The organism is Shewanella sp. SM32, from assembly GCF_025654235.1.
Lineage (GTDB): Bacteria > Pseudomonadota > Gammaproteobacteria > Enterobacterales > Shewanellaceae > Shewanella > Shewanella oncorhynchi.
The window spans coordinates 76,692-102,490 of the sequence record NZ_JAKKRO010000006.1; the positions used below are offsets into that span (position 1 = coordinate 76,692).

At 45.9% G+C, this 25,799-nt stretch carries 25 protein-coding genes and 1 other RNA gene; 13 read left to right on the forward strand and 13 right to left on the reverse strand.

The features are described 5' to 3' along the window. The first annotated feature begins 4 nt into the window (after window positions 1–4). The 5 genes from L5M10_RS04115 to L5M10_RS04135 are packed head-to-tail and all read left to right on the forward strand — an operon-like array spanning window position 5 to window position 3,398. Window positions 5–778, forward strand: coding sequence for a sulfite exporter TauE/SafE family protein (locus L5M10_RS04115; RefSeq protein WP_113938843.1), 774 nt, complete (start codon window positions 5–7; stop codon window positions 776–778). Next, the gene (locus L5M10_RS04120) at window positions 769–1,437 is read left to right on the forward strand and encodes a primosomal replication protein (RefSeq protein ID WP_206765984.1); all 669 of its coding nucleotides are present in this window, start codon (window positions 769–771) and stop codon (window positions 1,435–1,437) included. The genes L5M10_RS04115 and L5M10_RS04120 overlap by 10 nt, the downstream gene beginning before the upstream one ends. Window positions 1,438–1,446: 9 nt before the next feature. Continuing rightward, window positions 1,447–2,136 (forward strand): DUF2057 domain-containing protein, encoded by a 690-nt coding sequence (locus tag L5M10_RS04125; protein WP_263181115.1) that lies wholly within the window; start codon window positions 1,447–1,449, stop codon window positions 2,134–2,136. 29 nt (window positions 2,137–2,165) lie between these two features. Further along, window positions 2,166–3,074 carry a histone deacetylase gene (locus L5M10_RS04130; RefSeq protein WP_263254884.1) on the forward strand — a complete coding sequence of 303 codons (909 nt, stop codon included), beginning with the start codon at window positions 2,166–2,168 and terminating at the stop codon, window positions 3,072–3,074. A gap of 33 nt (window positions 3,075–3,107) precedes the next feature. Continuing rightward, window positions 3,108–3,398, forward strand: a complete 291-nt coding sequence (locus L5M10_RS04135; RefSeq protein ID WP_028760452.1) for a late competence development ComFB family protein — start codon at window positions 3,108–3,110, stop codon at window positions 3,396–3,398. Window positions 3,399–3,616: 218 nt separating this feature from the next. On the opposite strand, the gene ffs is transcribed toward L5M10_RS04135, so the two are convergent. The 8 genes from ffs to pspA form a co-directional block, all read right to left on the reverse strand. Further along, window positions 3,617–3,714: signal recognition particle sRNA small type (gene ffs, locus L5M10_RS04140), an RNA gene on the reverse strand. Between the two features lie 259 nt (window positions 3,715–3,973). Next, window positions 3,974–4,336: a ComEA family DNA-binding protein gene (locus tag L5M10_RS04145; protein WP_173496509.1), complete on the reverse strand. Its 363-nt coding sequence runs from the start codon at window positions 4,334–4,336 to the stop codon at window positions 3,974–3,976. A gap of 226 nt (window positions 4,337–4,562) precedes the next feature. Next, entirely contained in the window at window positions 4,563–5,756 is a 1,194-nt protein-coding gene (gene megL / locus L5M10_RS04150; RefSeq protein ID WP_263144440.1) for a methionine gamma-lyase, read from the reverse strand. A 341-nt stretch (window positions 5,757–6,097) separates the two neighbouring features. Continuing rightward, a complete protein-coding gene (locus tag L5M10_RS04155) occupies window positions 6,098–7,318 on the reverse strand; it encodes a YcjF family protein (RefSeq protein WP_263175956.1) in 1,221 nt (406 codons plus the stop codon). Then, a complete protein-coding gene (locus tag L5M10_RS04160) occupies window positions 7,315–8,775 on the reverse strand; it encodes a YcjX family protein (RefSeq protein ID WP_263254885.1) in 1,461 nt (486 codons plus the stop codon). Before L5M10_RS04160 ends, L5M10_RS04155 begins: the two co-directional genes overlap by 4 nt. Window positions 8,776–8,888: 113 nt before the next feature. Continuing rightward, on the reverse strand, window positions 8,889–9,275 hold the full coding sequence (pspC, locus tag L5M10_RS04165; RefSeq protein WP_028760457.1) for an envelope stress response membrane protein PspC: 387 nt from the start codon (window positions 9,273–9,275) through the stop codon (window positions 8,889–8,891). Next, window positions 9,262–9,501, reverse strand: coding sequence for an envelope stress response membrane protein PspB (gene pspB, locus L5M10_RS04170; protein ID WP_006081138.1), 240 nt, complete (start codon window positions 9,499–9,501; stop codon window positions 9,262–9,264). The genes pspC and pspB overlap by 14 nt, the downstream gene beginning before the upstream one ends. Before the next feature lie 17 nt (window positions 9,502–9,518). Further along, window positions 9,519–10,202: a phage shock protein PspA gene (pspA, locus tag L5M10_RS04175; protein ID WP_028760458.1), complete on the reverse strand. Its 684-nt coding sequence runs from the start codon at window positions 10,200–10,202 to the stop codon at window positions 9,519–9,521. 177 nt (window positions 10,203–10,379) lie between these two features. Between pspA and pspF the strand changes: the two genes are divergently transcribed. The 8 genes from pspF (at window position 10,380) to L5M10_RS04215 (ending at window position 18,510) form a co-directional block, all read left to right on the forward strand. Then, window positions 10,380–11,471 carry a phage shock protein operon transcriptional activator gene (gene pspF / locus L5M10_RS04180; RefSeq protein ID WP_263254886.1) on the forward strand — a complete coding sequence of 364 codons (1,092 nt, stop codon included), beginning with the start codon at window positions 10,380–10,382 and terminating at the stop codon, window positions 11,469–11,471. A gap of 69 nt (window positions 11,472–11,540) precedes the next feature. Then, on the forward strand, window positions 11,541–13,166 hold the full coding sequence (locus L5M10_RS04185; protein ID WP_263254887.1) for an ABC transporter substrate-binding protein: 1,626 nt from the start codon (window positions 11,541–11,543) through the stop codon (window positions 13,164–13,166). Beyond that, window positions 13,166–14,197, forward strand: a complete 1,032-nt coding sequence (locus L5M10_RS04190) for an ABC transporter permease (RefSeq protein WP_028760461.1) — start codon at window positions 13,166–13,168, stop codon at window positions 14,195–14,197. Before L5M10_RS04185 ends, L5M10_RS04190 begins: the two co-directional genes overlap by 1 nt. Then, complete coding sequence (locus L5M10_RS04195) at window positions 14,184–15,074, forward strand: ABC transporter permease subunit (RefSeq protein WP_006081133.1); 891 nt, start codon at window positions 14,184–14,186, stop codon at window positions 15,072–15,074. The genes L5M10_RS04190 and L5M10_RS04195 overlap by 14 nt, the downstream gene beginning before the upstream one ends. Before the next feature lie 3 nt (window positions 15,075–15,077). After that, window positions 15,078–16,085, forward strand: a complete 1,008-nt coding sequence (locus L5M10_RS04200) for an oligopeptide/dipeptide ABC transporter ATP-binding protein (protein WP_263254888.1) — start codon at window positions 15,078–15,080, stop codon at window positions 16,083–16,085. Further along, window positions 16,066–16,851, forward strand: a complete 786-nt coding sequence (locus L5M10_RS04205; RefSeq protein WP_263254889.1) for an ATP-binding cassette domain-containing protein — start codon at window positions 16,066–16,068, stop codon at window positions 16,849–16,851. The genes L5M10_RS04200 and L5M10_RS04205 overlap by 20 nt, the downstream gene beginning before the upstream one ends. Before the next feature lie 105 nt (window positions 16,852–16,956). After that, complete coding sequence (fabV, locus tag L5M10_RS04210; protein ID WP_263254890.1) at window positions 16,957–18,159, forward strand: enoyl-ACP reductase FabV; 1,203 nt, start codon at window positions 16,957–16,959, stop codon at window positions 18,157–18,159. A gap of 138 nt (window positions 18,160–18,297) precedes the next feature. Continuing rightward, window positions 18,298–18,510, forward strand: coding sequence for a molybdopterin-binding protein (locus L5M10_RS04215; RefSeq protein ID WP_006085368.1), 213 nt, complete (start codon window positions 18,298–18,300; stop codon window positions 18,508–18,510). A gap of 190 nt (window positions 18,511–18,700) precedes the next feature. Here L5M10_RS04215 and L5M10_RS04220 read toward each other — a convergent pair whose 3' ends face one another. The 5 genes from L5M10_RS04220 to clpP form a co-directional block, all read right to left on the reverse strand. Then, a complete protein-coding gene (locus tag L5M10_RS04220; protein ID WP_219234575.1) occupies window positions 18,701–20,566 on the reverse strand; it encodes a SurA N-terminal domain-containing protein in 1,866 nt (621 codons plus the stop codon). Between the two features lie 225 nt (window positions 20,567–20,791). Further along, complete coding sequence (gene hupB, locus L5M10_RS04225) at window positions 20,792–21,064, reverse strand: nucleoid-associated protein HU-beta (RefSeq protein ID WP_006081127.1); 273 nt, start codon at window positions 21,062–21,064, stop codon at window positions 20,792–20,794. A gap of 259 nt (window positions 21,065–21,323) precedes the next feature. Then, the gene (lon, locus tag L5M10_RS04230) at window positions 21,324–23,681 is read right to left on the reverse strand and encodes an endopeptidase La (RefSeq protein WP_105252934.1); all 2,358 of its coding nucleotides are present in this window, start codon (window positions 23,679–23,681) and stop codon (window positions 21,324–21,326) included. A gap of 132 nt (window positions 23,682–23,813) precedes the next feature. Beyond that, complete coding sequence (gene clpX / locus L5M10_RS04235; RefSeq protein ID WP_263254891.1) at window positions 23,814–25,094, reverse strand: ATP-dependent protease ATP-binding subunit ClpX; 1,281 nt, start codon at window positions 25,092–25,094, stop codon at window positions 23,814–23,816. 84 nt (window positions 25,095–25,178) lie between these two features. After that, complete coding sequence (gene clpP / locus L5M10_RS04240) at window positions 25,179–25,787, reverse strand: ATP-dependent Clp endopeptidase proteolytic subunit ClpP (RefSeq protein WP_063883148.1); 609 nt, start codon at window positions 25,785–25,787, stop codon at window positions 25,179–25,181. Window positions 25,788–25,799: the final 12 nt, after the last annotated feature.

A 25,799-nucleotide genomic window follows, 5' to 3' on the forward strand; every position in this document is an offset into this window, starting at 1 on the left:
AAATTTGGAGTTGTTACTCGAGCCCAGTCATTGGGCCCTGTTGGCAGTCATAGGTCTTATCGCTGGATTCATTGATGCCGTCGTGGGTGGCGGTGGCCTCTTGTCGATCCCCGCACTGTTAACCTTAGGTATTGCACCGCATACCGTATTAGGCACCAATAAGTTAGCCGCAAGCTTTGGCTCTTTTATGGCGGCTTGGACCTATTATCGCAAGCACCTCTTTAAACCCTCATTTTGGTACATGGCTTTTATCGCCACCTTTATCGGCGCGGTATTGGGCAGTTTCTTAGTCTATTTAGTCGATACTCAATGGCTCGAAAAAGTCCTACCCTTGCTGATTATTGGCATCGCCATTTACAGTTTAGTCAGCCCCAATGCGATGTCAGACGTTAACTGCCAAGCACCAACCAGCAAGCCACCAGCCAAGCAACAATGGCTACAGGGGCTGGCTTTAGGCACTTATGATGGTTTTGCAGGCCCAGGCATTGGCGCATTTTGGACCGTCACATCTGGCTCTTTGTATAAACTGCCTTTACTGCACAGTTGCGGCCTCGCCCGTGCGATGACCTTCACCAGCAACTTGACCGCATTGACTATCTTTGGCTGGCTTGGGCAGGTACAGTGGCAAATAGGTTTGTGGATGGGATTGTGCATGATGTTAGGCTCATTTATCGGTGCCCGCTGTGCGATTAAATTTGGCATGCCCTTTATCCGCCCACTGTTTATTTTGATCGTGCTAATGATTGCAGCGAATTTGGCATGGAGCGCATGGTTGTGAACACCCAACAATTAATGGTGATGCTGAAAAATCAGCTTAAAGCCTTAGAACAAGAAGTGCTGCAACACGATAATCGACTCGCGCCGCCGCAGCGTAAACTCCTGCAAGAAACGGAGCGTTTTAATCACTCGCTGTTTGTCCAACACGGCGCCCAACTCGGCCCCTGTATTGAACAAATTCGTAGCAGTATTATGCAGCTCGAAAAACAAATTAAGCTTAAACTCGCCCCCCAGACCATTGCCCTGAGCTGTGAGCGGATCCAAGATAGATTCACCGCAGTCAAACGAGCCTTGCTGACCACTTCTATTGACATTAAGTCTAAAACTCAGCAGCGTGCCAGTAGCCGTGCCCGTTTTGCACAGCGCCAGAATCAGTCTCACCAAGCAAGTGGTTTCGATTGGATCGCCAATAACGTGATGCAAAATAGTCATGAGATCTACGAAGAATTGAACAAACATCTTAATTGGGCGAAAAAATTTGAACAAAAAATTGAAGAAATGGAATCAAAACTTGAAAACTGTCATAGTGCTGACAAAATAAAATTGCAAAATGACATCCTTTTGATGCATCGTCGTCTAGGGAAATGCAGGCAAGCTATTAGTTATATAGAAGATCGCATTCAAATATTCGAACGCCCGTATCAGAGTAATAACCGTTAAGGAGTAACAATGAAATCACTTTTGCCAATTAGCAGCCTGCTAGTATTACTCGGATCTGCCTCAGCCTTCGCTGCAGATCTGAACATTCCTATGTCATTTGAGTACCTTGCTCTTGATGGTAAAAAAGTCGAGTCGAGCGTATTTAACCATAAAAGCAGCTTAGAATTGGCCCCCGGCACTCACAAAATCGCCATTCGTTACCATGAAATGGTAGAGGATAATTTTAGTGACAGCCAAACCTTTGTTAAGTCAGCACCTTTCATCGTTACTTTAGATGTTGATGGCGACCATCAATATTATCTGCAAGCGGCCGAAGGTGAAGTCGTTAAAAAGCCTAAAGTTTACGCGCAAAACCCACAAATCAAATTAACCCGTAGTGACAAAGGCAACGTCAATTACCAAGTGGTGAATACCAATTTAGAAGAAGAAAGCTTCGTCTCTCGCCTTTTCAGTGGTAATCAAGCCGTTGACGTATCGGGAACTGCCGCTGCAGCAACCGGTGCAGCTGGCGCAGTGGTTGCCGTTGCACCAGCACCCGTGACAGCATCGGCGACCGTTAACGCAACATCACTCACGGCCCCCGTAGACACCTCTAAAGCAGCAGGAGCCAACCCACAACAAATGTTGCAATACTGGTGGCTACAAGCGGATGAAAAAACCCGTAAAGAATTTATGAGCTGGGCAATTTCACAGCTATAACAACTTGCGATAACGAGGTTTAGTCAATATTGACTCTGATCCCACTGGTTTATCACGCCAGCGATTCCAAGCTGGCGCTTCCTCCCCATCACAGATTTCCCACCACTAAATACGCACATTTACGGCAGTACTTACTCGATAACCACATTGCCACGACTGCACAATTCCACGCACCAACGGCCATGACTGCAGAAGATGTAATGCAAGTGCATCAACGCGAATATGTAGGGCAATTTATCGCGGGTACCTTGCCAACAGCAGCGCTAAGACGGATTGGTTTCCCGTGGAGTGAAGCCTTAGTTGAGCGTACCTTGCATTCTGTGGCTGGCACCACACTCACAGCTTCATTAGCCATAAATCAGGGTATTGCCCTGCATCTCACGGGTGGCTACCATCACGCCCATTACGATTTTGGCAGCGGCTATTGTATTTTCAACGACCTTATCCTCGCGGCCAGAAATGCCATCGCAAGCCATCAAGTACACAAGGTACTGATTTTTGATTGCGATGTGCATCAAGGTGACGGCAGTGCAACCCTCAGCCACCAACATCAAGGGATCATCAGTTGCTCGATTCACTGCAAAGAGAATTTCCCGAATCGTAAGCAGCATTCCCACTATGATATTGAGCTAACCAAAGGCAGCGATGACAATCTGTATCTCGAAACCGTGGAGCAAACACTCGCCCTCCTTATCCGAATCCATCAACCAGATCTGATTCTTTATGATGCTGGGGTCGATATTCATCAAAATGACGATCTTGGCTTGCTCAATATCAGCCAAGAAGGACTGTTCAGACGGGATTTAACTGTGTTATCAATGGCAAAATCGGAAAATATTCCAATTGCAGCCGTGATAGGCGGCGGCTACAGCAGAGACGCACTACAATTAAGCCAAAGACACTGCCAACTTTTTATTGCGGCAAATCATTTGTGGTAGCAAACTCAATGAAAACCGTCATGGAGCATAACAATGCAACTCGAAATCCGTAATTACTACGAAGTTCTTTTAATGGAAATATTGTCAGATGAAGGACTTATGGACGAACTTCCTGAGGACTATCTCGCCGACTTATGTTGCGTTACCTTAAATCAACTGCCTGTGCGCTACATACGCCACCTCGTCGATACTTACTTCTTTGAAGACTATAACGAGCTGCAGGAATTAAAGCGTGAGATCCAAACCGCACTCGAAAAGTCCCGCGCCTTTCTTAAACAAAATCTGCAAAAAAGATTACAGGAAGAAGCCGAAGCAAATCGCTAATCTTGCTAAGAGTTACTATTGAGAGCATTTTTAGCCGTTGCAGTGGCAAGAACAGAGGCAGGTAATGGATTATCTCATTGTGCAGAAATATTAATGCTATAAATGATTAACGGCAGAAAACGGAAATAGCCTGTAAGCTAATATATTGAATAATATAAATTGAGTAGATATAGAGAAGTACAACGGAAATAAACAGAGGGAAAGTTGAATTGGAGGTTCCCCTAGAGCCGACACCCCGGCACACGAGTCGCTTGCTGCGGTTGCTCCCTTCCGGGCCTGGCCGAGTTCACAAGTTATCATTGCGGGGGGACCCTAGGGTCACCATAACTTCGAACATTACTTTGAATGACATAAACCAAAGCATTGCTTGAACGCGGAGGATTATCCCCCATGGACCCTATGGGATCAAGCGCTAATCGATAAGATCTCTTAATATCCCACCTAACTGCACAATCTATAAGCAAATGGAGTGATTGAAATGATAAAAGCCTGCAAATGCAGACTTTTATATATGTTTTACTGAATCTCTTATCATAAAAATCAGCAGGCTACACCGCAATCATCGCCAAAGGTGGTTACAACTTGATCAAATGGCGATTTTGCTCAATTATCTTAGCCCCAACACCAGAGACATTGGCTAAGTCATCTATAGCATTGAACTTACCATTTTTAGTGCGATAGTCGACAATCGCTTGAGCCTTTGCGGCACCAATCCCTTTGAGTACGAGTAACTGCTCGGCTGAAGCGGTATTAATGTTGACTTGAGCGGCATCTGGCATAGCTTTCTTCACATCCGATGCCATTTCACCCGCTTCAGTTTTAGCCTGTACTTTCACGGCGGCCTTGGTTGGGGTTTCTGTTGCGATTGCTGGGCTTGCCAAAAAAGCAGTTAATGCTATGGCACTCATAAAAGCTGGTATACGATTTGTGGTTTTCATAACAATTCCTCTATTCCATGATTTGCGGCCTTTCGTCCTACTTCCGTGGCCTCAAATCAAAAATAGTCTAAGCTGTCCCGAAATACCAAATCGGCGTCATAAATATTCACTATCGCTAAACTTCTGTCTTCAGCTCAATGAGCCAGTGCTTGACTATGATAAAAAGATGCAAAAAGCATCCTTTTATCATTCAAATAGCTAACGGTCTTTAAAATAACAACATTCATTAAGCTAATCGAGCTAGCGCTTGGTTCAAGTCGGCGATGATGTCGTCACAATCTTCTAAACCAATAGAGATCCGCAGCAAATTATCACCAATCCCAGCCGCCGTTCTTGCCTCTGGCGTATAAGGTGAATGCGTCATCGATGCAGGATGTTGGATAAGGGATTCAGCGTCACCTAGACTCACCGCAATTGAGAACAACTTTAGATATCCGACAAAGGCCATAGCTTCTTCTAAATTTGCGGCCAGTTCAAACGCGATAACACCACCAGCACGTTTCATCTGCTGGCCAATGAATTTATGCCCTTGATGAGATTTAAGCCCGGGATAATACACACGTGTAATGCTTGGATGTTCCGCCAAAAACTCTGCCACGCGCTGGGCACTATCGCAATGGCGCTGCAAACGCACATCTAAGGTTTTAAGGCCGCGTAAGATCAGCCAAGCATCATGTGGCGATATCACAGCGCCAATATCCTTTAAAATTTCATACTTCACTTTATGGAGCTGTTCTTCACTGCCACACACTATCCCCGCAATCACATCGCCATGGCCATTGAGATATTTAGTCGCACTGTGGACCACCAAATCAATGCCAAAATCCAGCGGTCTCTGCAGTAATGGCGTCATGAAGGTATTGTCGACAATACTGACCAACTGATGACGTTTGGCAATATTCGCAATTGCAGCTAAATCAAATACCTGCAAATGCGGATTGACAGGGGTTTCACAGAAAATGACCTTAGTATTGGATTTGATCGCCGCTTCTATTTCTGTTACCGATGAAAAGTCCACTAGGGACACTTCAATACCAAAGCGAGCAAACTGAGTCGTCATTAGCGCATAAGTACAACCGTATACGGCATTCGACGCCACTAAGTGATCGCCCATCTGCAAATTAGCCAGCAATGCGGCGGATACTGCGCCCATACCAGAAGCAGTTGCGGCTGCGGCCTCTGCCCCTTCTAAAATCGCCATTTTACGTTCAAGCTCGGCAGTTGTCGGATTACCTAAACGCGTGTAAATATACCCCGACTCATTACCCGCAAATCGCTCACCACCTTGCTGTGCAGACTCAAACACAAAAGTCGCACTTTGGTAAAGCGGCGTCACTAAGGCACCAAAGGCCTCTCGCTCATGGCCGCCATGAATAACCTGTGTTGCCGCCTTCCACATCTTGCCTGACTCATCTTGCATACCTAGCTCCTTGTCATTGGCATTGAGCAGTTCCCGTTCTTGATTGATTGTTGGTGTGGAGCGCTCAATGCCCGCATTATGGATAATCTAATAGATAAGTTAATGAAACATTAGCCCTATCGAATAAGCCCTACCATAACGCGGCCAAGCACTTAAGCCAGTAGCATGACAAAAATAGCAGCGATCAAAGGTGTAATTAACTTGTTACATAGCACTTTTACGTCGCACTTCGTCATTCTCTTTATCTGCAAGAATCATAAAAAATGCGCCAAGGAACAAGTCCATTAGCGCATCTACTTTCGGCTATTTGAATCATTTAATCATATGATATTCAATAGCATCTACTCTTTAGACTTATCTTTAGATGACCGCGATACCCTATCATCAACATCGGCGAACTGGCCTTTTAATGCGTCGCGGCCTTCCTTGGTAAACAGCTTGCCTGAAAACTGCTTAAGTTCGATCAACAATTCCTGATGCACTTTAGACAATTTAGGCCTTTGCTCCTCCCTAAACACAATCGGCCGACACAGCGCCATGGCTTGATATCCAAGGCGCGCCGTTAACATGCCGCCCCCTAAACCTTGGGCCAAGCGAGCAGATAATTTACCTGTCATTTCAACCGATAACAGCTGTGTCCCTAAATCAGTGACTAACTCACTAGTGCCCGCATAAATAATATTAATGATGATACTGCGGATAAGTTTAATCCGGCTCCAATAACCTAACTCAATGCCATAACAACGGGCCACATCGCGCAGCATACGTTGATTACGCCAGAGGATAATCGCCATATCGAGCACTGCTAACGGACTGGCCGCCAGTAGCACTGCCGACTCGGCAGCATATCTTCGCACGACTTTTTTGGCCAGTTCATCCCGCTCAGTCAGCACTAAGTCCTCGAATAACAATACTTTCTCAGCATCATTATGCTCATCTTTTAATGAACGGCGAAGTTGCTGCAACCCTTTGCTGTCGCCATAGTGGCAAACGATATTATCGATAAAGCTGTCTGCTTCACCCATTTGCATGCTCTGCGCTAGCCTTGCACCTGTTTCTTGAGTATCGGCGACCTGTTTGAGTCGCTTGAGCTTACGGTATTCACTGACTGCGCCCGCCAATGCCCACGCACTGACAACCCCAAGCACCACACCATAAAAACTGAACAACCAAGGGCTCTCAAGCCAAGCATCCCTCAGTCCTAATCCTGTTTGAACTACTACGAGCAGCAATAAACTCGCTACTGCCAGACGAGCGAGCCAAGACCAACGGCGTGATTTTACAAGTTGAGGCGATACCGATTTAGCATCGATCATTTTTGGATGGGATGACAGCGTTTCATCCATCAATTCCTCAATATCAGCAGCCACTTCTTGCACTGGCGTATGCGGATCAAAGGCTTTCGCCCCTTTGAGCTCCTCTTTGCTGGGTTTGAGCTCCACGACTTCTGGGTCAAACAGCTGCTGCTTTTTCAGCGGCTTATGTTCAACTGAGTGTGCAAATGAGTTCGCAGAAGAATTAGAAGCCTGCTCGTTAGCGTTATCCGATAGCTTTAGCGTCATTCCAACTTATCTCCCAGTAAGTACTGCAGCAAATGATCGAGACGAATATGGTCAAAGTGCACTTGAGATGGGTCAACATTGGCATTGCTCGGCGGTGCAAAGCCGACAAAGTTAAACCCTTGTTCACGCCAAAAATCGGGCTCAGGTAAGCGAGTGGGCACTTCGCCTGGAAACAAGGTCAGGGCTTTACCGTTGAGTCCCATCCCCTGCACGACTTCCACCTCGCCCTCTTGGGTCGTTACCATGCCATGGCGAGTCGCCTTGATGGCGCTAATCGCCATCGTCTCCACTTTACAACCATCGAAACTGGCAAAATGCTGGCTGTGTTTCAACATATCGGTCAGCAGGGACAAAACATGGCTCTGCTGATCGCGAGTCACATGGTCAACCTTGCTCGCGGCAAACAACAAACGGTCGATGCGGGGGGCAAATAAACGCCGTAAATAACTCGATTGGCCAAACTGAAAGCTTTCCATAATGGCATTGAGCGCCGCGCCCATATCCTCAAATTGCTTTTTACCGCGATTCAACGCACTAAAACAGTCAACGAGTACTAACTGCCGATCAAAACCAGCAAAGTGGTTTTTATAGAAAGGCTTAACCACTTTAGCCACATATTCTTGATAGCGTTTTTCAAGTACATGGAATCCACTGTGTTTATCGCTTTGCGAAAGCTCAGCAAACTTTTCATCATTAACCAATAACAGGGGGAAAAAAGCCAATAAGGGAGCCCCCTGCCATTCACCCGGCAATAACATGCGCCCAGGTTGCGCTTGGTAATAACCTTGCACGTGCACTAAATCATTGAGTAATAGCTGATATTGATCGGCAATCTGCTTTAATTGCTGTTCATCGGCGCTCGCGGCTAAATCCAATGATGTCAAAGATTGCTCAAACTCGGCATACAAAGGCGAGCTTTTAAGATGCTCGATGCGAACTTGTTGAGCACGGCACCAAGTAACGAAGTCTTGGCGCAACATAGGTAAATCGAGTAACCATTCGCCAGGATAATCGACTATGTCTAAATACAAGGTGGCGGTATCAGAAAACTTGGCCAGTAAGCCCTTCTTAGGCTGGTATTTAATCGCCAATCGTAACTCAGAAATAGTACGGGTAGAGGCTGGCCAGGTCGCAGGTTCGGAAGTGAGCGCTAACATGGCGCCTTGATAATCAAAACTGGCGATTTCAAGATCCGGCTGCATGGCACGCTTAACACCGAGCAAACGCTGATCGCGGCTCACCTGCCACAGTGGCAAAGCGCTGTTGTTGCGGGCGTGGGATGAGGTTGAGACAGGTCCAGAATTGAGTAACTGATTGACTAACCCCGTGATAAATGCGGTTTTTCCCGCACCAGAAAGCCCAGTCACGGCCAAACGTAAATGCCGGTCTGCGGTGCGATGTAGCAGGGATTGGCCCTTTTGGGTTAATTTATGGAGCGAGGCATCAAGCATTCCCATAGAGACTTCCCTTATGTCGAATGATGTTAACTTATGTCAAGTGATGTTGACTATACACTGGAATGGAGCAGAGATTAAGCAACAAGGGCGGACATGGCCGCCCTTTAGAAGGGTTACAAACTATTGATTTGTCTTTTTAAATCAAAGTTGTCAGAGGTGACATGGCGTTCTAAATTTTGTAGCCTGACTTCCAGACTTCGAAATTGACGACTCACGTCGCTTAGCGCTTGCTTTGCGGGTTCTCCCGACTGCCACGGCTTCTTCTTCACCTCGATATCGTCTCTATCGTAATGCTTTTGCGGCTTGATGTCTAAAATCACCCACAAAGCGACATAGATGATAAATACCACACCTGAGCCGCCGAGTAAGAAGATAGACACAGTCAGCACTCGCACTAACCAAGTTTCAATCGCAAAGTACTCGGCAATCCCTGCACATACACCCGCTATTTTGCCTGACTGGGGAATGCGGTACAAAGTACGGCCATTAGATCCTCTCATGTTTCCCCCTCCATTCGGGCGATTCTGTATCCAGAATGGCCTCTAAGGTCTCGATACGCGCCGCCATTTTATCGGCCTTGGATATCAAATCATTGAGTTGTGAAAACTCTTCCTCAGTGAGTCCCTGGCTCACTTGTCGCTTACTGCGATAATGAAGAACTAACCATATTGGCGCGACTATCACCATGAAAATAATAATCGGCGCCATTAGCACGTCCATATCCATAACTCACCTCTGAATTGTTATTCTTTTGACTTAATTGGCGCTTTACCTTTTACCTTGGCTTTGAGCGCTGCCAGTTCTGCATTCACAGAATCTTCCGCTTCTAGCGCCGCAAACTCATCGGCTAAGGTCTTCTTGCTGCCAAGATCGTAAGATTCAACTTGGGCTTCTAAGCCTTCGACACGGCGCTCATATTGCTCAAACTTGAGCATAGCATTGTCGATCTTGCTTGAATCTAGCTGCTTTTTCACTTCTAAGCGTGATGACGCGGTTTGAGTGCGCAAAATAATGGTCTTTTGACGCGCTTTTGCATCGAGCAGCTTTTCTTGCAACATGCCCACTTCATCTTTCAAGCGTGCGATATGTTCATCGATGACGGCTAACTCTTGATTCAGCGTATCTGCTAAACCGGTCGCTTTTTGTTTTTCAACTAAAGCGGCTTTCGCTAAGTCTTCACGGTCTTTGGACAGTGCCAGTTCAGCCTTATCTTGCCAATCTTGCACTTGCTCTAACACGCGGTTGATACGACGTTGCAGCTCTTTCTTTTCAGCTAACACTTTAGCTGACGTAGAACGCACTTCAACGAGTGTGTCTTCCATTTCTTGGATAATCAGTCGAACCATTTTTTCTGGGTCTTCGGCTTTATCCAGCAATGCGCTGATATTAGAGTTAATGATATCGGCGAAACGAGAGAAAATTCCCATAATCCTATCCTCAAATTGATGTTGGTCTCGTATAAGGTAATACACTAACCGTGCCAACTTTAACTTCTTATTTAAATACAGCAAGTTAAACAAAATATTAACTTTTACTTCCTTTTACGCTTCAAGCCACTTATTATCATTTTCACCAAATTTTAGCGCGAAAGACTAAAAAATATCGTGGATAATAAATTTCAGCAAGACAACCTTATCGGTCAATCCAACGCCCTACTCGAAGTGTTAGAACATGTGTCGCAAATAGCGCCTCTGTCTAAACCCGTACTGATTATTGGTGAACGTGGTACAGGTAAAGAGCTTATTGCCGAACGCTTACATTATCTGTCTAAGCGCTGGGATCAAAGTTTTATTAAGCTAAACTGTTCATCTTTGAGTGAAAATTTACTCGAGAGTGAATTATTTGGCCATGAGTCAGGAGCCTTTACTGGCGCCAAAGGCAAACACGAAGGCCGCTTTGAGCGCGCCGACGGGGGCACCTTATTCCTCGACGAATTAGCCAACACTTCAGGACTTATCCAAGAAAAGCTCCTACGCGTTATTGAATATGGCGAATTTGAGCGGGTCGGCGGCAGTAAAACCGTGCAGGCTGATGTTCGGTTAATCTGCGCCGCCAACGAAGATTTACCATCACTTGCTGACGCAGGCGAATTTCGTGCCGACTTGCTCGATAGACTCGCCTTCGATGTAATCACTCTGCCCCCACTGCGTTGCCGCCCAGAAGACATAATGACGCTGGCGGAATATTTCGCCGTTGGCATGGCGCGCCAATTAAAGCTGCAGCTGTTCAGCGGTTTCAGCGCCCATGCGGTCGAGCAATTAATGACCCACGACTGGCCGGGTAATATCCGTGAACTTAAAAACGTTGTAGAGCGCAGCGTTTACCGTAATGGCGGTGAAAATAGGCCCATCGATCATATTACCCTCGATCCCTTTGCTTCACCGTATCGGCCTAAAACGCGGATCAAGACCCGCGAACGTCAAACCACCTCAGTCGCGCCAACAACTATTGCCAGTACGCCACAATCTGCGCCGACATTTGAGGCTGAAGTGCAAGTCAATACTGAGTATTCAACGAATTGCTTTAATTTTCCGCTGGATTTTAAAGAGCAAACTGAGAAGTACGAAATGGATCTGATCCAGCAGGCACTCTCAAACAGCCAGTATAACCAAAAGAAAACCGCCGACATGCTCGGATTAAGCTACCACCAACTGCGTGGCATCCTTAAAAAGTACAATTTACTTGATAAAGCATAAGCAGATTGCCCACGGGGGAGATGCACTGCTAAAATAGCCGTTCATAGTCGATAAAATAATGATTTATAAATGAGTGTGCTAATTAGACGCCTGTGCCTAACAACTGCAGTTTCTTGCATGAGTTGGTTGTTGGTCGCGTGTGGCCCCCAACGACTCCCTTCTGGTTTGGTGTATTGCTCCGAAGGGAACCCTGAGTCTTTTAATCCACAATTGGTGACATCTGGCACGACAATCGATGCCACCTCGCATCAAATTTATAGTCGCCTAGTGGATTATGACACCCAGTCAGGCAAGCTTGTCCCTGCCTTGGCGACGAGTTGGGCCATGTCTGATGATGGCTTAAGCTATCGTTTCACTCTCAGGGAAAACGTGCAGTTCCAGCATTCAAAGCGTTTTTACCCAACTCGCCCCTTTAATGCCGACGATGTGTTGTTCTCCTTTAATCGTATTATCGATACCCAGCATCCTTATCATTTTGTCTCCCGCACGGGTTATCCCTTCTTCCAAAGTATTGGCTTTTCTCAGCAAGTTAAAGGGATAGAGAAGATAAACGATCATGAAGTGGTCTTTTACTTAACTCGCAAAGACGCTTCTTTTTTGTCAAATTTAGCCACCGACTTTGCGGTGATCTTATCAAACGAATACGCGCAGCAGCAGTTAGCTTTAGGTCATCCTGAAAACGTCGACCACTTTGCCATTGGTACAGGACCGTTCACCTTAGTGCAATACGCTAAAAACGAATATATCCGCTATCGCCGTAATCCCGATTTTTGGGGAGAGCCAGCAAAAATCGATATGCTGGTATTTGATATCACGCCCAAAAGTACAGTTAGGCTCGCTAAGCTTATCGCCGGGGATTGCAGCGTTTCTGCGCTGCCCAAAGCAGGTGAACTACCTGTTATCAAACAGCATCAAGAATTAAACATCGAATCACAACCAGGTCTTAACGTGGCATTTTGGGCCTTTAATACGCAAAAGCCACCGTTAGATGATGTTCGCGTACGTCGTGCACTGGCCTATGCTGTTGATAAACAAAATATCCTGCGAGCGGTTTATCAAAATACTGCCATTGAAGCCACCGGCGTTCTGCCGCCAGCATCATGGGCCTACGAAAATAACAAAGGACTTGTCGATTACAATCCGCAAAAAGCACGCGACCTATTAAAAGAAGCCGGTATAAAAAATCTCAGCATTAATATTTGGGCCATACCGGTTGCCCGCGCTTATAACCCCAATTCGTTGAAAACGGCCGAATTAATTCAATCCGATTTAGCAAACATCGGCGTAAAAGTGAATATCATCAGTTACGATTGGAGCGTATTTAATCAGAGACTGAGCCGCGACGACTATGATTCTGTGCTGATTGGCTGGAATGCTGATAACAGCGATCCCGATAACTTTTTTACTCCGCTGCTGAGCTGCGCAGCAATGCAATCAAACAACAATCGTTCTCGCTGGTGTAACCCTGAGTTTGATGCCATCTTAAACAGCGCAAGGGAAGTATCAGATCAAGCGGAACGTAAAGTGATTTATCAACAAGCAGAAGCCTTTTTAGCTGAACAAATACCTATGCTGAGTCTGGCCCATGCCAAACGTGTAGCGTTAACTCGCAGTGATATCAAGGATATGCAGCTTACGCCTTTTGGTGGGATTTCCTTCACCCATACTAGCCAAGCACCACAGGAGGCGAATTAATGTTTACATACCTACTGCGTCGCCTCAATTTATTTCTTGCTACTTCGTTAGTCATGGTGGGTGTCTTATTTTACGCTACAGGCTTGTTTCCAGTTGAGCGCACCTATGCACTCACTGGCATACATACACCGACGGCGACCCAACTGGTTCAAATAGAACAAGACTACAAATTAGATAAAAACCAAGCGTGGCAATTTATCGCTTACCTACAACAAAGGCTTAGCGGTAATTTAGGGATTTCAGTCACGTCACATCAAGAAGTCGCCGAAGAACTCAGTGCCGTCCTGCCCGCCTCCTTCGAACTTGCTGTGATGGCGGGCATTATCGCAATTTGCTTGGGCGTGCCCTTAGGCGTGCTCGCCTCCCAGAGTCAACATAAGCTCACCCAAAATACCATTATGGCGATTACCCTAACGGGCTACTCTGTACCCGTATTCTGGTTAGGTCTGTATCTTTCGCTTTGGTTTGGCGTCGATCTTGGTTGGTTACCAATTTCGGGACAAATCAATTTGCTCTATGAAATCAAGCCCGTCACTGGCTTTATGCTAGTAGATACCTTGTTGTCAGAGTCAGAATACGGCATGTCGGCATTTAAAGATGCCCTGCTGCATATCATTTTGCCAGCCACAACACTGGCCGTGTTACCTTTTACTGTAGTGGTTCGTAGCACCCGTTCGGCAATGGTGAATGTGATGAATCAAACCTTTATCCGCGCAGCCGAAGCCAGAGGCATGCATACTGGCACGATTATACTGCGCCACGCCCTGCCCAATGCGCTGATCCCCGTACTTAAACATTTAGGGCTAATGCTTGGCTCATTTGCCAGTTATGCCATAGTGGTTGAAATGATTTTCTCTTGGCCTGGTGTAGGATCTTGGCTAGTTTCAGGGATTTACCAACGGGACTATACTGTTATCCAAGGTGGAATTTTGGCCGTGGCCCTATTGATTATCTTCCTAAGTATCTTGATTGAAGTGCTGCACACAGCCTTTAATCCACTGAGCAGAAAAGACCTTTATGCCACCAGTTAAAATTTATCAAGAAGATCAAATTGCCTCCCCGACTATGCGGGTTTGGCTTAACTTTTCGGCTAATCCTTTCGCCTTAGCGGGTCTATGGACGATTGCATTTCTGCTCTTGCTAACCCTGTTTGGCCCTATGATTGCGCCCTTCCCACCAGAGGCACAAGATCCAAGAGCCTTGCTGTTGCCACCCTCTTGGGACCCTTCAGGGACAGTGGCGCACTTTTTAGGGACTGACGATCTCGGCCGCGATATTTTTAGCCGATTATTACACGGCGCGCACTTGACCTTTGGCATGGCGCTGCTGATCGTCGTTACCGCATTATTCACAGGCTTTATCATAGGGTCGTTGTCGGGCATGATGCGGGGCTTAAAATCCAGTATTCTCGGGCACTTACTCGACGCGCTGTTATCAATTCCCTCATTATTGATGGCCATTTTAGTGGTCGCTGTAATGGGACCAGGGCTTGAAAACGTGTTCTGGGCCGTCGGGATTGCCTTAACCCCACAATTTGTGCGCTCCATACACCAGTCAGTGCATGAAGAATTACAAAAAGAATATGTCACAGCCGCACGTTTAGACGGCGCGAACTCGATGCAAATTTTTTGGTATGTCATTATGCCAAACGTGTGGGAAGTGGTGATTATTCAAACCACACTTGCCATTTCAGCTGCTATTTTAGATATCGCTGCCCTGGGTTTTTTAAGCTTGGGCGCACAGGCGCCGAGTCCAGAATGGGGCGCAATGGTCGCCCAAGGGATGGATAATTTACTAACTGCACCTTGGGCCGTAACTATCCCAGGCTTAGCGATTCTTTTCAGTGTGCTTTCCATTAACTTGGTTGGCGATGGCCTACGGTCGGCGCTTGCGCCCATCAGAAACTAACTTATGCCCTTACTCGACATACGAAATCTAACGATTGAACTCGATACGCCCCACGGTAGAGTGCGGGCGCTAGAAAAAGTCAGCTTAACACTCAATGCGGGCGAAATTCATGGGCTAGTGGGTGAATCTGGCTCAGGACGAAGTTTGTTAGCCAGAGCGATTTTAGGCATCCCCGGCCCCAACTGGACTATTACTGCAGACCGCATGATGTGGGATGGCAATAACTTGATGGCCATGAGCTCAAAAGAGCGCCGTAACCTGATGGGTTCAGACATGGCAATGATCTTCCAAGATCCGTCTGGCAGCTTAGATCCAGCACAAACCGTTGGCAGTCAGTTAATGCAAGCTATGCCTAAAAATCCCAACGCCTATTTTTGGCAACGGCGCAGGCATGCAAGACTTACAGCACAGAAATGGCTGCATAAAGTCGGGATCAAGAATCCGCGGCAGGTGATGTCTAGCTACGCATGGGAATTATCCGAAGGTGAGTGCCAAAAGGTGATGATTGCGATGGCGGTTGCTAACCAGCCTCGCCTCTTGATTGCAGACGAACCCACAAGCTCGATGGAGCTCAGCACTCAGGCGCAAATTTTCAGATTATTATCCCAATTAAATCAATTACAAAACGTATCGATTCTATTGATCAGCCACGAGCTGGAAACCTTAGCCCAATGGTGCGATCACTTATCCGTGCTCTATTGCGGTCAAGTCATGGAATCTGGGCCGACGGACGAAGTGATTAAGCAGCCTTATCATCCTTACACTAAGGCGTTACTCGAAAATATGCCCGACTATTCAGGCTCAGGTGGTCACAAGGCGATTATGCCTACCCTACCGGGTTCTGCGCCCGCCTTACAGCATTTGCCAATTGGTTGTCGTTTAGGGCCACGTTGCCCTGAAGCACAAAAAAAATGCGTTAATCAGCCAAATTTGAGTCATATCAAAGACCGCTATTTTGCCTGTCATTTCCCTTATCACGGCGAAACCCATAATGACGACCCCACTGCTTAAAGTTAATGACCTTTATAAAAGATATGATACTGGTTATAGGGGCTTTTCCCGCCAATATAACGATGCATTAGCGCCCGTATCCTTTGAACTCGAACGCGGTGAAACCTTAGCGATAGTGGGTGAGGCGGGTTCAGGTAAAAGTACCCTCGCCCGCATTTTAGTCGGCGCAGAGCCCCGCAGTGGCGGCGAGATTTTTTTCGAAGGTGAAGCCTTAGACAGTCGCGATATAAAACAAAGATGCCGCTTAATTCGGATGATTTTCCAAGATCCGAATACTTCACTGAACCCGCGCCTAACGATTGGTCAATTGCTCGATGAGCCGCTGCGTTTCAACACCCAAATGTCTGCGCAATCGCGGCACACCCAAGTGGTCGATACCTTACGAAAAGTAGGTTTATTACCCGAGCATGCGGAGTTTTATCCGCACATGATTTCCGAAGGGCAAAAACAACGAGTCGCAGTAGCACGAGCCTTAATGCTCAATCCTAAAATTATCATTGCCGATGAAGCCTTAACCGCTCTGGACCTTTCGGTGCGTTCGCAAATTCTTAATTTGCTGCTAAAACTGCAAAAAGATCTCGGCTTGTCTTATATCTTCGTGTCCCATAATCTCAATATTATTCGCCATGTCAGCGATAAAATTATGGTACTGCACAAAGGTGTAATGGTTGAAAAAGCTGATACAGAACAAATATTTAACTCACCAAAACATGAATACACTCAGAGGTTGGTCCAAGAGCAGAGTCTGTTTGTTCACAAACGCTAAACTGCTCCAACCACTTAAATAATCAGGTGAATTGGCTAAAAATAGGTGCCATTTACCCGCCGAAATATTTATCCTATTGGTCATTTTGATAGAAGAAGCTTAAATATGATTATCAAACCAAAAATTCGTGGATTCATTTGTACCACTACACATCCTGTCGGTTGTGAAGTAAACGTTCAAGAACAAATCACCTTAACTAAAGCAAAAGGCAAAATCGCTAACGGCCCGAAAAAGGTATTAGTAGTCGGTTCATCAAGTGGTTATGGTCTGTCTTCACGTATCGCAGCCGCTTTTGGTAGCGATGCCGCAACGATTGGCGTGTTCTTCGAAAAGCCTGGTACTGAAGCGAAACCAGGTACTGCAGGTTGGTACAACTCTGCCGCTTTCGACAAATTTGCTAAAGCGGAAGGTTTATATTCTAAAAGCATTAACGGCGATGCCTTTAGCCATGAAGCTAAACAAAAAGTCATCGAGCTTATCAAGCAAGATCTCGGTGAAATTGACATGGTTGTTTACTCACTGGCATCACCAGTGCGCAAACTCCCAGATTCAGGTGAGCTTATCCGATCAGCTTTAAAACCCATTGGCGAAACTTACACAGCAACTGCCGTTGATACCAATAAAGACTGCATCATTGAAGCCACCGTTGAGCCAGCAACTGAGCAAGAAATTGCCGATACTGTCACCGTTATGGGCGGCGAAGATTGGGAACTGTGGATCAAAGCCTTATCTGAAGCCGGTGTATTAGCCGATAACTGCAAAACCGTAGCCTATAGCTATATAGGTACAGAACTGACATGGCCAATTTACTGGCACGGCGCCCTTGGCAAGGCCAAGATGGATCTGGACCGCGCTGCAAAAGCGTTAAATGAACAACTGTCAGCCACTGGCGGCAGCGCAAATGTTGCAGTGCTAAAGAGCGTTGTGACTCAAGCGAGTTCGGCCATTCCTGTCATGCCTTTATATATCGCTATGGTATTCAAGAAAATGCGTCAGGAAGGTCTCCATGAAGGTTGTATGGAGCAAATCTATCGCTTATTCAGTGAGCGCCTATTCCGTGCCGATGGTGCAAAACCTGAGACCGACAGTGATAATCGCTTACGTTTAGATGACTGGGAACTGCGTGAAGATATTCAGCAACACTGCCGTAATTTGTGGCCACAAGTGACCACAGAAAACTTATCAGAATTGACTGATTACCGTGAATACAAAGCTGAATTTATTAAGTTATTTGGTTTTGGTATCGAAGACATTGATTACGATGCCGACGTTAACCCATACGTTGAATTTGACGTTATCGAACTCTAATCAACTCGATAGCGAATCACTGCTTATCACAAACGTTAAACGCCACTTTTTAGTGGCGTTTTTATTTATAACTCCCAGATTAAGATGCGCTACACTAGCTGCAGTTGACCCCTAATAATCCCTCAATAAGGAAAATCAATGAAAATTAGCGCAAGAAACACCCTCAGCGGTACAATCAAATCCATAGAAATGGGCGCTGTAAACAATGAAGTGACAATCGAACTTGCACCCGGTGTCGTACTGACCTCTGTGGTGACTAAAGCTTCCTGTGAGCGCCTAGGGCTCAAAGTGGGTGATTCGGCTTATGCCCTCATCAAAGCCAGCAGCGTAATGATTGGCGTTGATGATTAACCATTCAATTCAGTAACGTGGCGATTGAAGTAATGGAATATGGAGTCTGACAGTGTTGCTATAGCGGATATCCTTCGAACTTCATTGGTAAACTTTATCGAATTAAAAAACAAAAAGGCCAAGTGAACTCACTTGGCCTTTTCTATTTAATCAGTCGGATAGCAAATTTAATTCACTATCCTCACTGAAATTATTCTTCTACAGGGTAAAGCACCTTGGCATTGGCTTTAAGCGAATCGATCAAGCCACGGTAGTCTGCTTCACTGTATTGTGCGTTCAGACGTTGTTTAAGTGCATTAACTAGCTCATCACTCACGCCTTCTGCAGCGTTGACTTTATCCAGTGCAACCACAGCATAACCGTTTGCTAAACCAACGGTATCGACAACAGGAGTTGTACTTGGTGTTGGCATTTGGAACGCTTTGCCTACAATCGCAGCATCAACATCTTGCGCGCCACGGCCTAGTTTCGCTTTAGACACTAAACCAAGATCAGTTGCACCCGCTTTAACTTGTGCCATCAGTTCCTGTGCTTTTGCACGGGCGGCTTCGTTTGCTTGATCTTGCTTCAAGCGCTCAGTGATGTTGGCTTTCACTTCAGCTAAGGCCAAAGTACCCGCATCGTGATGTTCTTTCACTCGGATAACAACCACATGGTTAGGTTCAAGCTCAATCACTTCACTGTTTAAACCTTTCAGCATCACAGTTTCAGAGAAGGCTGCTTTAACTAAGTCAGGCTTGTTTAGCTCAGCAGGTGCGTTATCGCGAGAAAACAGTGCTGTAGTCTTAACATCAACGCCAACAGCTTTTGCGGTTTCAGATAGTGTATCTGGCACTTCATAGCTGGTATCCGCTAATTTACTTTGTAAGCTATAGAACTGGTCAACCGCTTTCTTATCTTGCAATTGAGCCACTATCTTAGCTTTCACATCAGCAAACGGTACAGTCGCGCCAGATTGCACATCTAATAGCTTGATAATGTGGAAACCAAAGTCTGTTTTAACCACCGCAGAATGTTGGCCTTTATTTAATGCAAATAAAGCGGCATCAAATGCAGGGTCCATTACACCAGGTTCAAACCAATCCAGTTTACCGCCCTTCTCTGCACTCAAAGTATCATCAGAGTTAGCTTTAGCCAGATCAGCAAAATCGGCACCGCTATCTAATTGCTTAGCGAGATCTTCAGCCTTGGCTTTTGCTGCCGCTTCATCGTTACCTGGCATAACCAAAATATGCGCGGCAAGACGCTTCTCGTTAGAAACATATTGTGCTTTATGTTCTTCGTAATACGTTTGTGCTTCTTCATCAGAAACTGGATTATTTTTAGCAAAATCAGCAGCATTCAGTTCAACATATTCTAGGCTCACCATCTCAGGGCTCATAAACTGCCCTTGGTTTGCGTCGTAATAGTTTTTCACTTGCTCGTCAGTCACAACCGCTGTCGCTAAGAACGGCGCAGAATCGACGATAACATAGCGCACATCACGGGTTTGGCCTTGTAACTCAGCCAATTGCTTAGCTTCGCCAGGTAACACGAATTCAGTACCCACAAGGGCTGCAGTTAACTGACGACGGGTCATATCGACACGCATCATGTCTCTGAAAGTCTGTGGCTGATAACCTAACTGACGCAGAATCGCCTGATAACGATCGTTATCAAATTTGCCATCAGTTTGAAATGCCGGTTCAGCTCTCATTGCAGCAACAATTTGCTCATCAGATACACGTAGACCCATAGCCTTAGCAGCTTGATCTATCAACTTGTCAGCCACTAAGCGTTCTAATACGCTCTGCTTAATGCTTTGTAAGTATTTTTCGTCAGCAGATAACGCAGCAAACATTTCACCTAGCTGTTGCTCCATGCGAGAGCGCTCGCTCTGGTACGCCTGCTCTAGCTCGGCTTTAGTGATCTTGTCACCGTTCACTTCTGCCGCAGGCACATCAGTTGTTGAACCTAAGTAACTACTGACTCCTGCAAATGCAAAAGATAAAATCACAAGTACGAGAATGCCTTTAGCAATCACGCCTTGCGAACCATCGCGGATCTTTTCTAACATCAGATTTCTCGCTTGTTGCGATTAACAAAATAAAAAGGCGCATCAGGTTGAGATGCGCCTTTCTGTAATTTATGGGGAATATTCAGACGCTACCACTGGTAAATTCTAAAACCCCGAGTAATGGTAGAAATTAAGCTTCATATTCCATTACTTTCAATTCGTAAAAAGCACTGATAAACAGTGCTTGTCATTACGAACGCCTTACAAAGGCTACGATATTAATGATTAATTAACAGCGTCTTTCAGTGCTTTACCAGCTTTGAATGCAGGAATTTTAGCTGCTGCGATTTTGATTTCTTCACCCGTTTGTGGGTTGCGACCAGTACGCTCAGCGCGTTCACGCACTTCAAAAGTACCAAAACCAACAAGAGAAATTTTATCACCTTCTTTCAGACCTTCGGTCACAGCAGCGATAAAAGAATCCAGTGCTCGGCCAGCAGCGGCTTTAGAAATGTCAGCACCAGATGCGATTTTCTCGATTAGTTCAGATTTGTTCATGTCATCCCCTTGAATGTAATTTTTTTGCGCCGCAACCAAATCCGTCTCTAGAGCGGTCTGCGGAGGCTTTTATAACAAGCTTGAATTCAAAGTTCAAGCTGAGTTCGAAAACCAAAGAATTAAAACTGGATACAGCTCAAAGCCAGTTGCGCCAAGGGCTTGGAGCAGCTGGCTCTCCACAGACCTAGGCTACCACAGGTCTGCGCTTTGTTAAGCCCCTTTTTTCATTTTTTTTAACGTGATAGCGCAATTTCTTGCGTTATGCCAAGTTTTTAACCACTTCGAAGCCTTCCACCGGCCTTTCTAGTGCCAGTTTTAACACTTCATCGACCCAGCGCACGGGACGAATTTCTAAATCGGCAATTACATTGGCAGGAATTTCTTCCAAATCACGCTCGTTTTCTTTTGGAATAAGCACCAATTTTATGCCGCCGCGGTGTGCTGCCAGCAGTTTTTCTTTCAAACCACCGATAGGTAACACTTCACCACGTAAGGTTATTTCACCTGTCATGGCCACATCAGCACGCACGGGGTTACCCGTTAAGCTTGATACTAACGCGGTACACATAGCCGCACCAGCAGATGGACCATCTTTGGGTGTCGCACCTTCTGGCACATGCACGTGGATATCACGCTTCTCGTAGAAATCCGCATTGATACCTAATTGTTCCGCGCGGGCGCGAACAACTGTCATCGCTGCTTGAATCGACTCTTGCATCACGTCGCCAAGGGAACCGGTATAGGTTAACTTCCCTTTACCTGGCACTGAGGTTGCTTCAATCGTCAGTAAGTCACCGCCCACTTGAGTCCACGCTAAGCCAGTCACTTGACCGATTTGGTTCTTAGACTCGGCTTTGCCGTAATCAAAGCGCTGCACACCAAGGAAAGACTTAAGATTCTCTTGGTTGACAGTCACAGACTTGACAGACTTATCGAGCAAAATCATTTTCACGACTTTACGGCAAATCTTAGACAATTCACGCTCGAGTGAACGCACACCCGCTTCACGGGTGTAATAACGGATAATGCCAACGATAGCACTATCATCTACTTTAATTTCAGTGGCTTTTAAACCATTGCGCTCAATTTGCTTATTCAGCAAATGTTGCTTAGCAATATTCAGCTTCTCGTCTTCGGTGTAACCCGACAAACGAATGACTTCCATACGGTCAAGAAGTGGCCCAGGAATATCCATAGAGTTTGACGTTGCAACAAACATCACATCGGATAGGTCGTAATCGACTTCGAGGTAATGATCGTTAAAGGTCGCATTTTGCTCAGGATCTAACACTTCTAATAAAGCAGAAGCCGGATCGCCGCGCATATCTGAACTCATCTTGTCGATTTCATCGAGCAAGAATAACGGGTTTTTCACGCCGACTTTAGCCATCTTTTGAATGACTTTACCCGGCATAGACCCAATGTAAGTACGGCGATGACCACGGATTTCCGCTTCATCACGCACGCCACCGAGGGCAACACGCACATACTTACGACCGGTCGCCTTAGCGATCGATTGACCTAGCGAGGTTTTACCCACACCTGGTGGCCCCACTAAACACAGGATTGGCCCTTTAAGCTGACGCACTCGGCTTTGGACTGCCAAATATTCCAAGATACGTTCTTTGACTTTTTCAAGGCCAAAATGATCGGTGTCGAGTACTTCTTGGGCTTTGGCTAAATCACGTTTGATTTTAGAGCGTTGGCTCCAAGGCACAGCCGTCATCCAATCGACATAACTGCGAACAACCGTCGCTTCAGCCGACATTGGTGACATCATGCGTAACTTGTTAAGCTCGGCGAGGGCTTTCTCTTTCGCCTCAGCGGGCATATTAGCCTCTTCAATCTTACGATTTAAGGCTTCAAATTCGTCATGGCCTTCATCTAGGTCACCCAGTTCTTTCTGGATGGCTTTCATCTGTTCGTTCAGATAGTACTCACGCTGACTCTTTTCCATCTGTTTTTTAACGCGAGTCCGGATACGTTTCTCAACCTGTAATAGGTCGATCTCCGATTCCATCATCGCCATTAGATATTCCAGACGTTCGCCGACGTTGACCATCTCAAGCACAGATTGCTTATCTTCAAGCTTAAGTGGCATGTGTGCGGCCATAGTATCGGCCAGACGCGCCGCTTCATCGATACCCGATAAAGAGGTCAAGACTTCTGGCGGGATCTTTTTGTTCAGCTTGATATAACCTTCAAACTGACCAATAGCACTGCGCACTAACACTTCTTCTTCTTTGTCTTCCAGCGGTTCTGATTCCAGATACTCAGCCTTAGCAACAAAAAATTCTGTTTCTTGGGTATAACGGGTAATACGGGCGCGACGACCACCTTCAACCAGCACTTTGACTGTACCGTCTGGCAGCTTAAGTAACTGTAAAATAGAGGCAACCGTACCCACTTCGAAGATGTCATCTTTTGATGGTTCATCGAGCTCGGCATCACGCTGCGCCACTAAAATAATTTGCTTATCCTGCGCCATTGCCGTTTCGAGACATCGAATAGATTTTTCTCGTCCGACAAATAACGGAATTACCATATGGGGATAGACCACCACATCTCGCAGTGGCAGCACGGGGAGTTCGATATGCGCTTCACGCTCTTGGGTCATAGTTCGATTCCGTTTTGGTGAAATGGATTAATACTGGAGTATATTGGGACGCTTTATGGAGTTTCAATGGCTAATACGAAAAAAGGAGTCCATTGGACTCCTTGTTTTTCAGTTTATTAGCGATCAGTACAATTATTGTTCGCCTGATGCCACTTGGGCCTCATTGTGCTCGTAAATCAAGATTGGGGCAGATTCCCCTTTCACGACTGATTCATCCACAACGGCCTTCACCACACCGTCAACGGATGGGATATCGTACATAGTATCCAGCAGAATACTTTCAACGATGGAGCGTAGACCACGGGCACCTGTCTTGCGAGACATGGCTTTGTGAGCAATCGCTTTAAGCGCATCTTCGCGGAACTCAAGCTCTACCCCTTCCATCTCAAATAACGCACTGTATTGCTTAGTTAGGGCATTTTTAGGTTGAGATAGAATTTGTACTAAAGCTTCTTCATCCAGCTCAGTCAGAGTCGCAACCACTGGTAGACGACCAATAAACTCAGGGATTAAACCGTATTTGACTAAATCGCCAGGTTCTACTTGTGATAACGTTTCAGAGATCGTCGCCTTCTCTTTCTCGCCTTTCACCTGTGCACCAAAACCGATACCCGAGCCAACGTGCGCACGTTGCTCAATCACTTTCTCAAGCCCTGCAAATGCACCACCACAGATAAACAGGATCTTAGAAGTATCGACTTGTAAGAATTCTTGCTGTGGATGCTTACGGCCACCTTGTGGTGGAACCGCGGCAACAGTACCTTCAATCAGCTTAAGCAGTGCTTGCTGTACACCCTCACCCGATACGTCACGGGTGATTGATGGATTGTCTGACTTACGGCTAATTTTATCGATTTCATCGATATAAACGATACCACGCTGCGCTTTCTCAACATCGTAGTCGCACTTTTGCAGCAACTTTTGAATGATGTTTTCAACGTCTTCACCCACATAACCCGCTTCAGTCAGCGTAGTAGCATCTGCCATAGTGAAAGGCACATTGAGTGAGCGCGCAAGGGTTTCAGCCAGTAGGGTTTTACCGCTACCCGTTGGACCGATAAGCAAAATATTACTCTTGCCCAGCTCGATACCATCTTTAGGCGATGTATTTTTTAAACGCTTATAGTGGTTATACACTGCCACAGAAAGCACTTTTTTCGCTCTGTCTTGGCCAATAACATAATCGTCTAAATGTGCACGCAACTCATGTGGTGTCGGTAATTTATCGCTATCACGCTTTGGAGAGATTTCTTTAATCTCTTCACGAATGATGTCGTTACATAACTCAACACATTCGTCGCATACATACACTGATGGGCCAGCAATGAGTTTTCTGACTTCATGCTGGCTCTTTCCGCAAAAAGAGCAGTACAGCAATTTACCGCTGTCACCATTATTTTTGTTGTCGCCCATTAATTACCTCATTTGCAGTCTGCTCTACTGCCTGTCTTAAATTTGCTTAACTTTTACAAAGCATAGCTCAGTCAAAAGCAAAAATCAGCCGCGTTTCGTCATCACAGAGTCAACTAAGCCATATTCGACGGCTTGAGTTGCACTCATGAAGTTGTCACGATCGGTATCGCGTTCAATCACTTCGAGCGGTTGACCTGTGTGTTCAGCGAGCATTAGGTTAAGCTTATTTTTAATGCCTAAGATTTCTTTGGCATGAATAGCAATATCTGATGCTTGACCTTGGAAACCACCCAGCGGTTGATGGATCATCACGCGAGAGTTTGGTAAACAGTGACGCTTACCCTTCTCACCACCGGCTAACAAGAAAGCGCCCATACTGGCGGCTTGGCCGATACAGACAGTGCTAACATTCGGTTTGATAAACTGCATGGTATCATAAATCGCCATGCCTGCGGTGACAGAACCACCAGGGGAGTTAATGTATAAAAAGATATCTTTATCTGGGCTTTCTGATTCTAAGAATAATAATTGCGCCACGATAAGGTTTGCCATGTGTTCTTCAACTTGACCTACCAAAAAGATAATCCGCTCTTTCAACAAACGAGAATAAATATCGTATGAGCGTTCACCCTTAGCAGTCTGTTCGATCACCATAGGCACTAAAGCACTTTGTATGTCTGACGCATTATGCATTATTCACTTCCC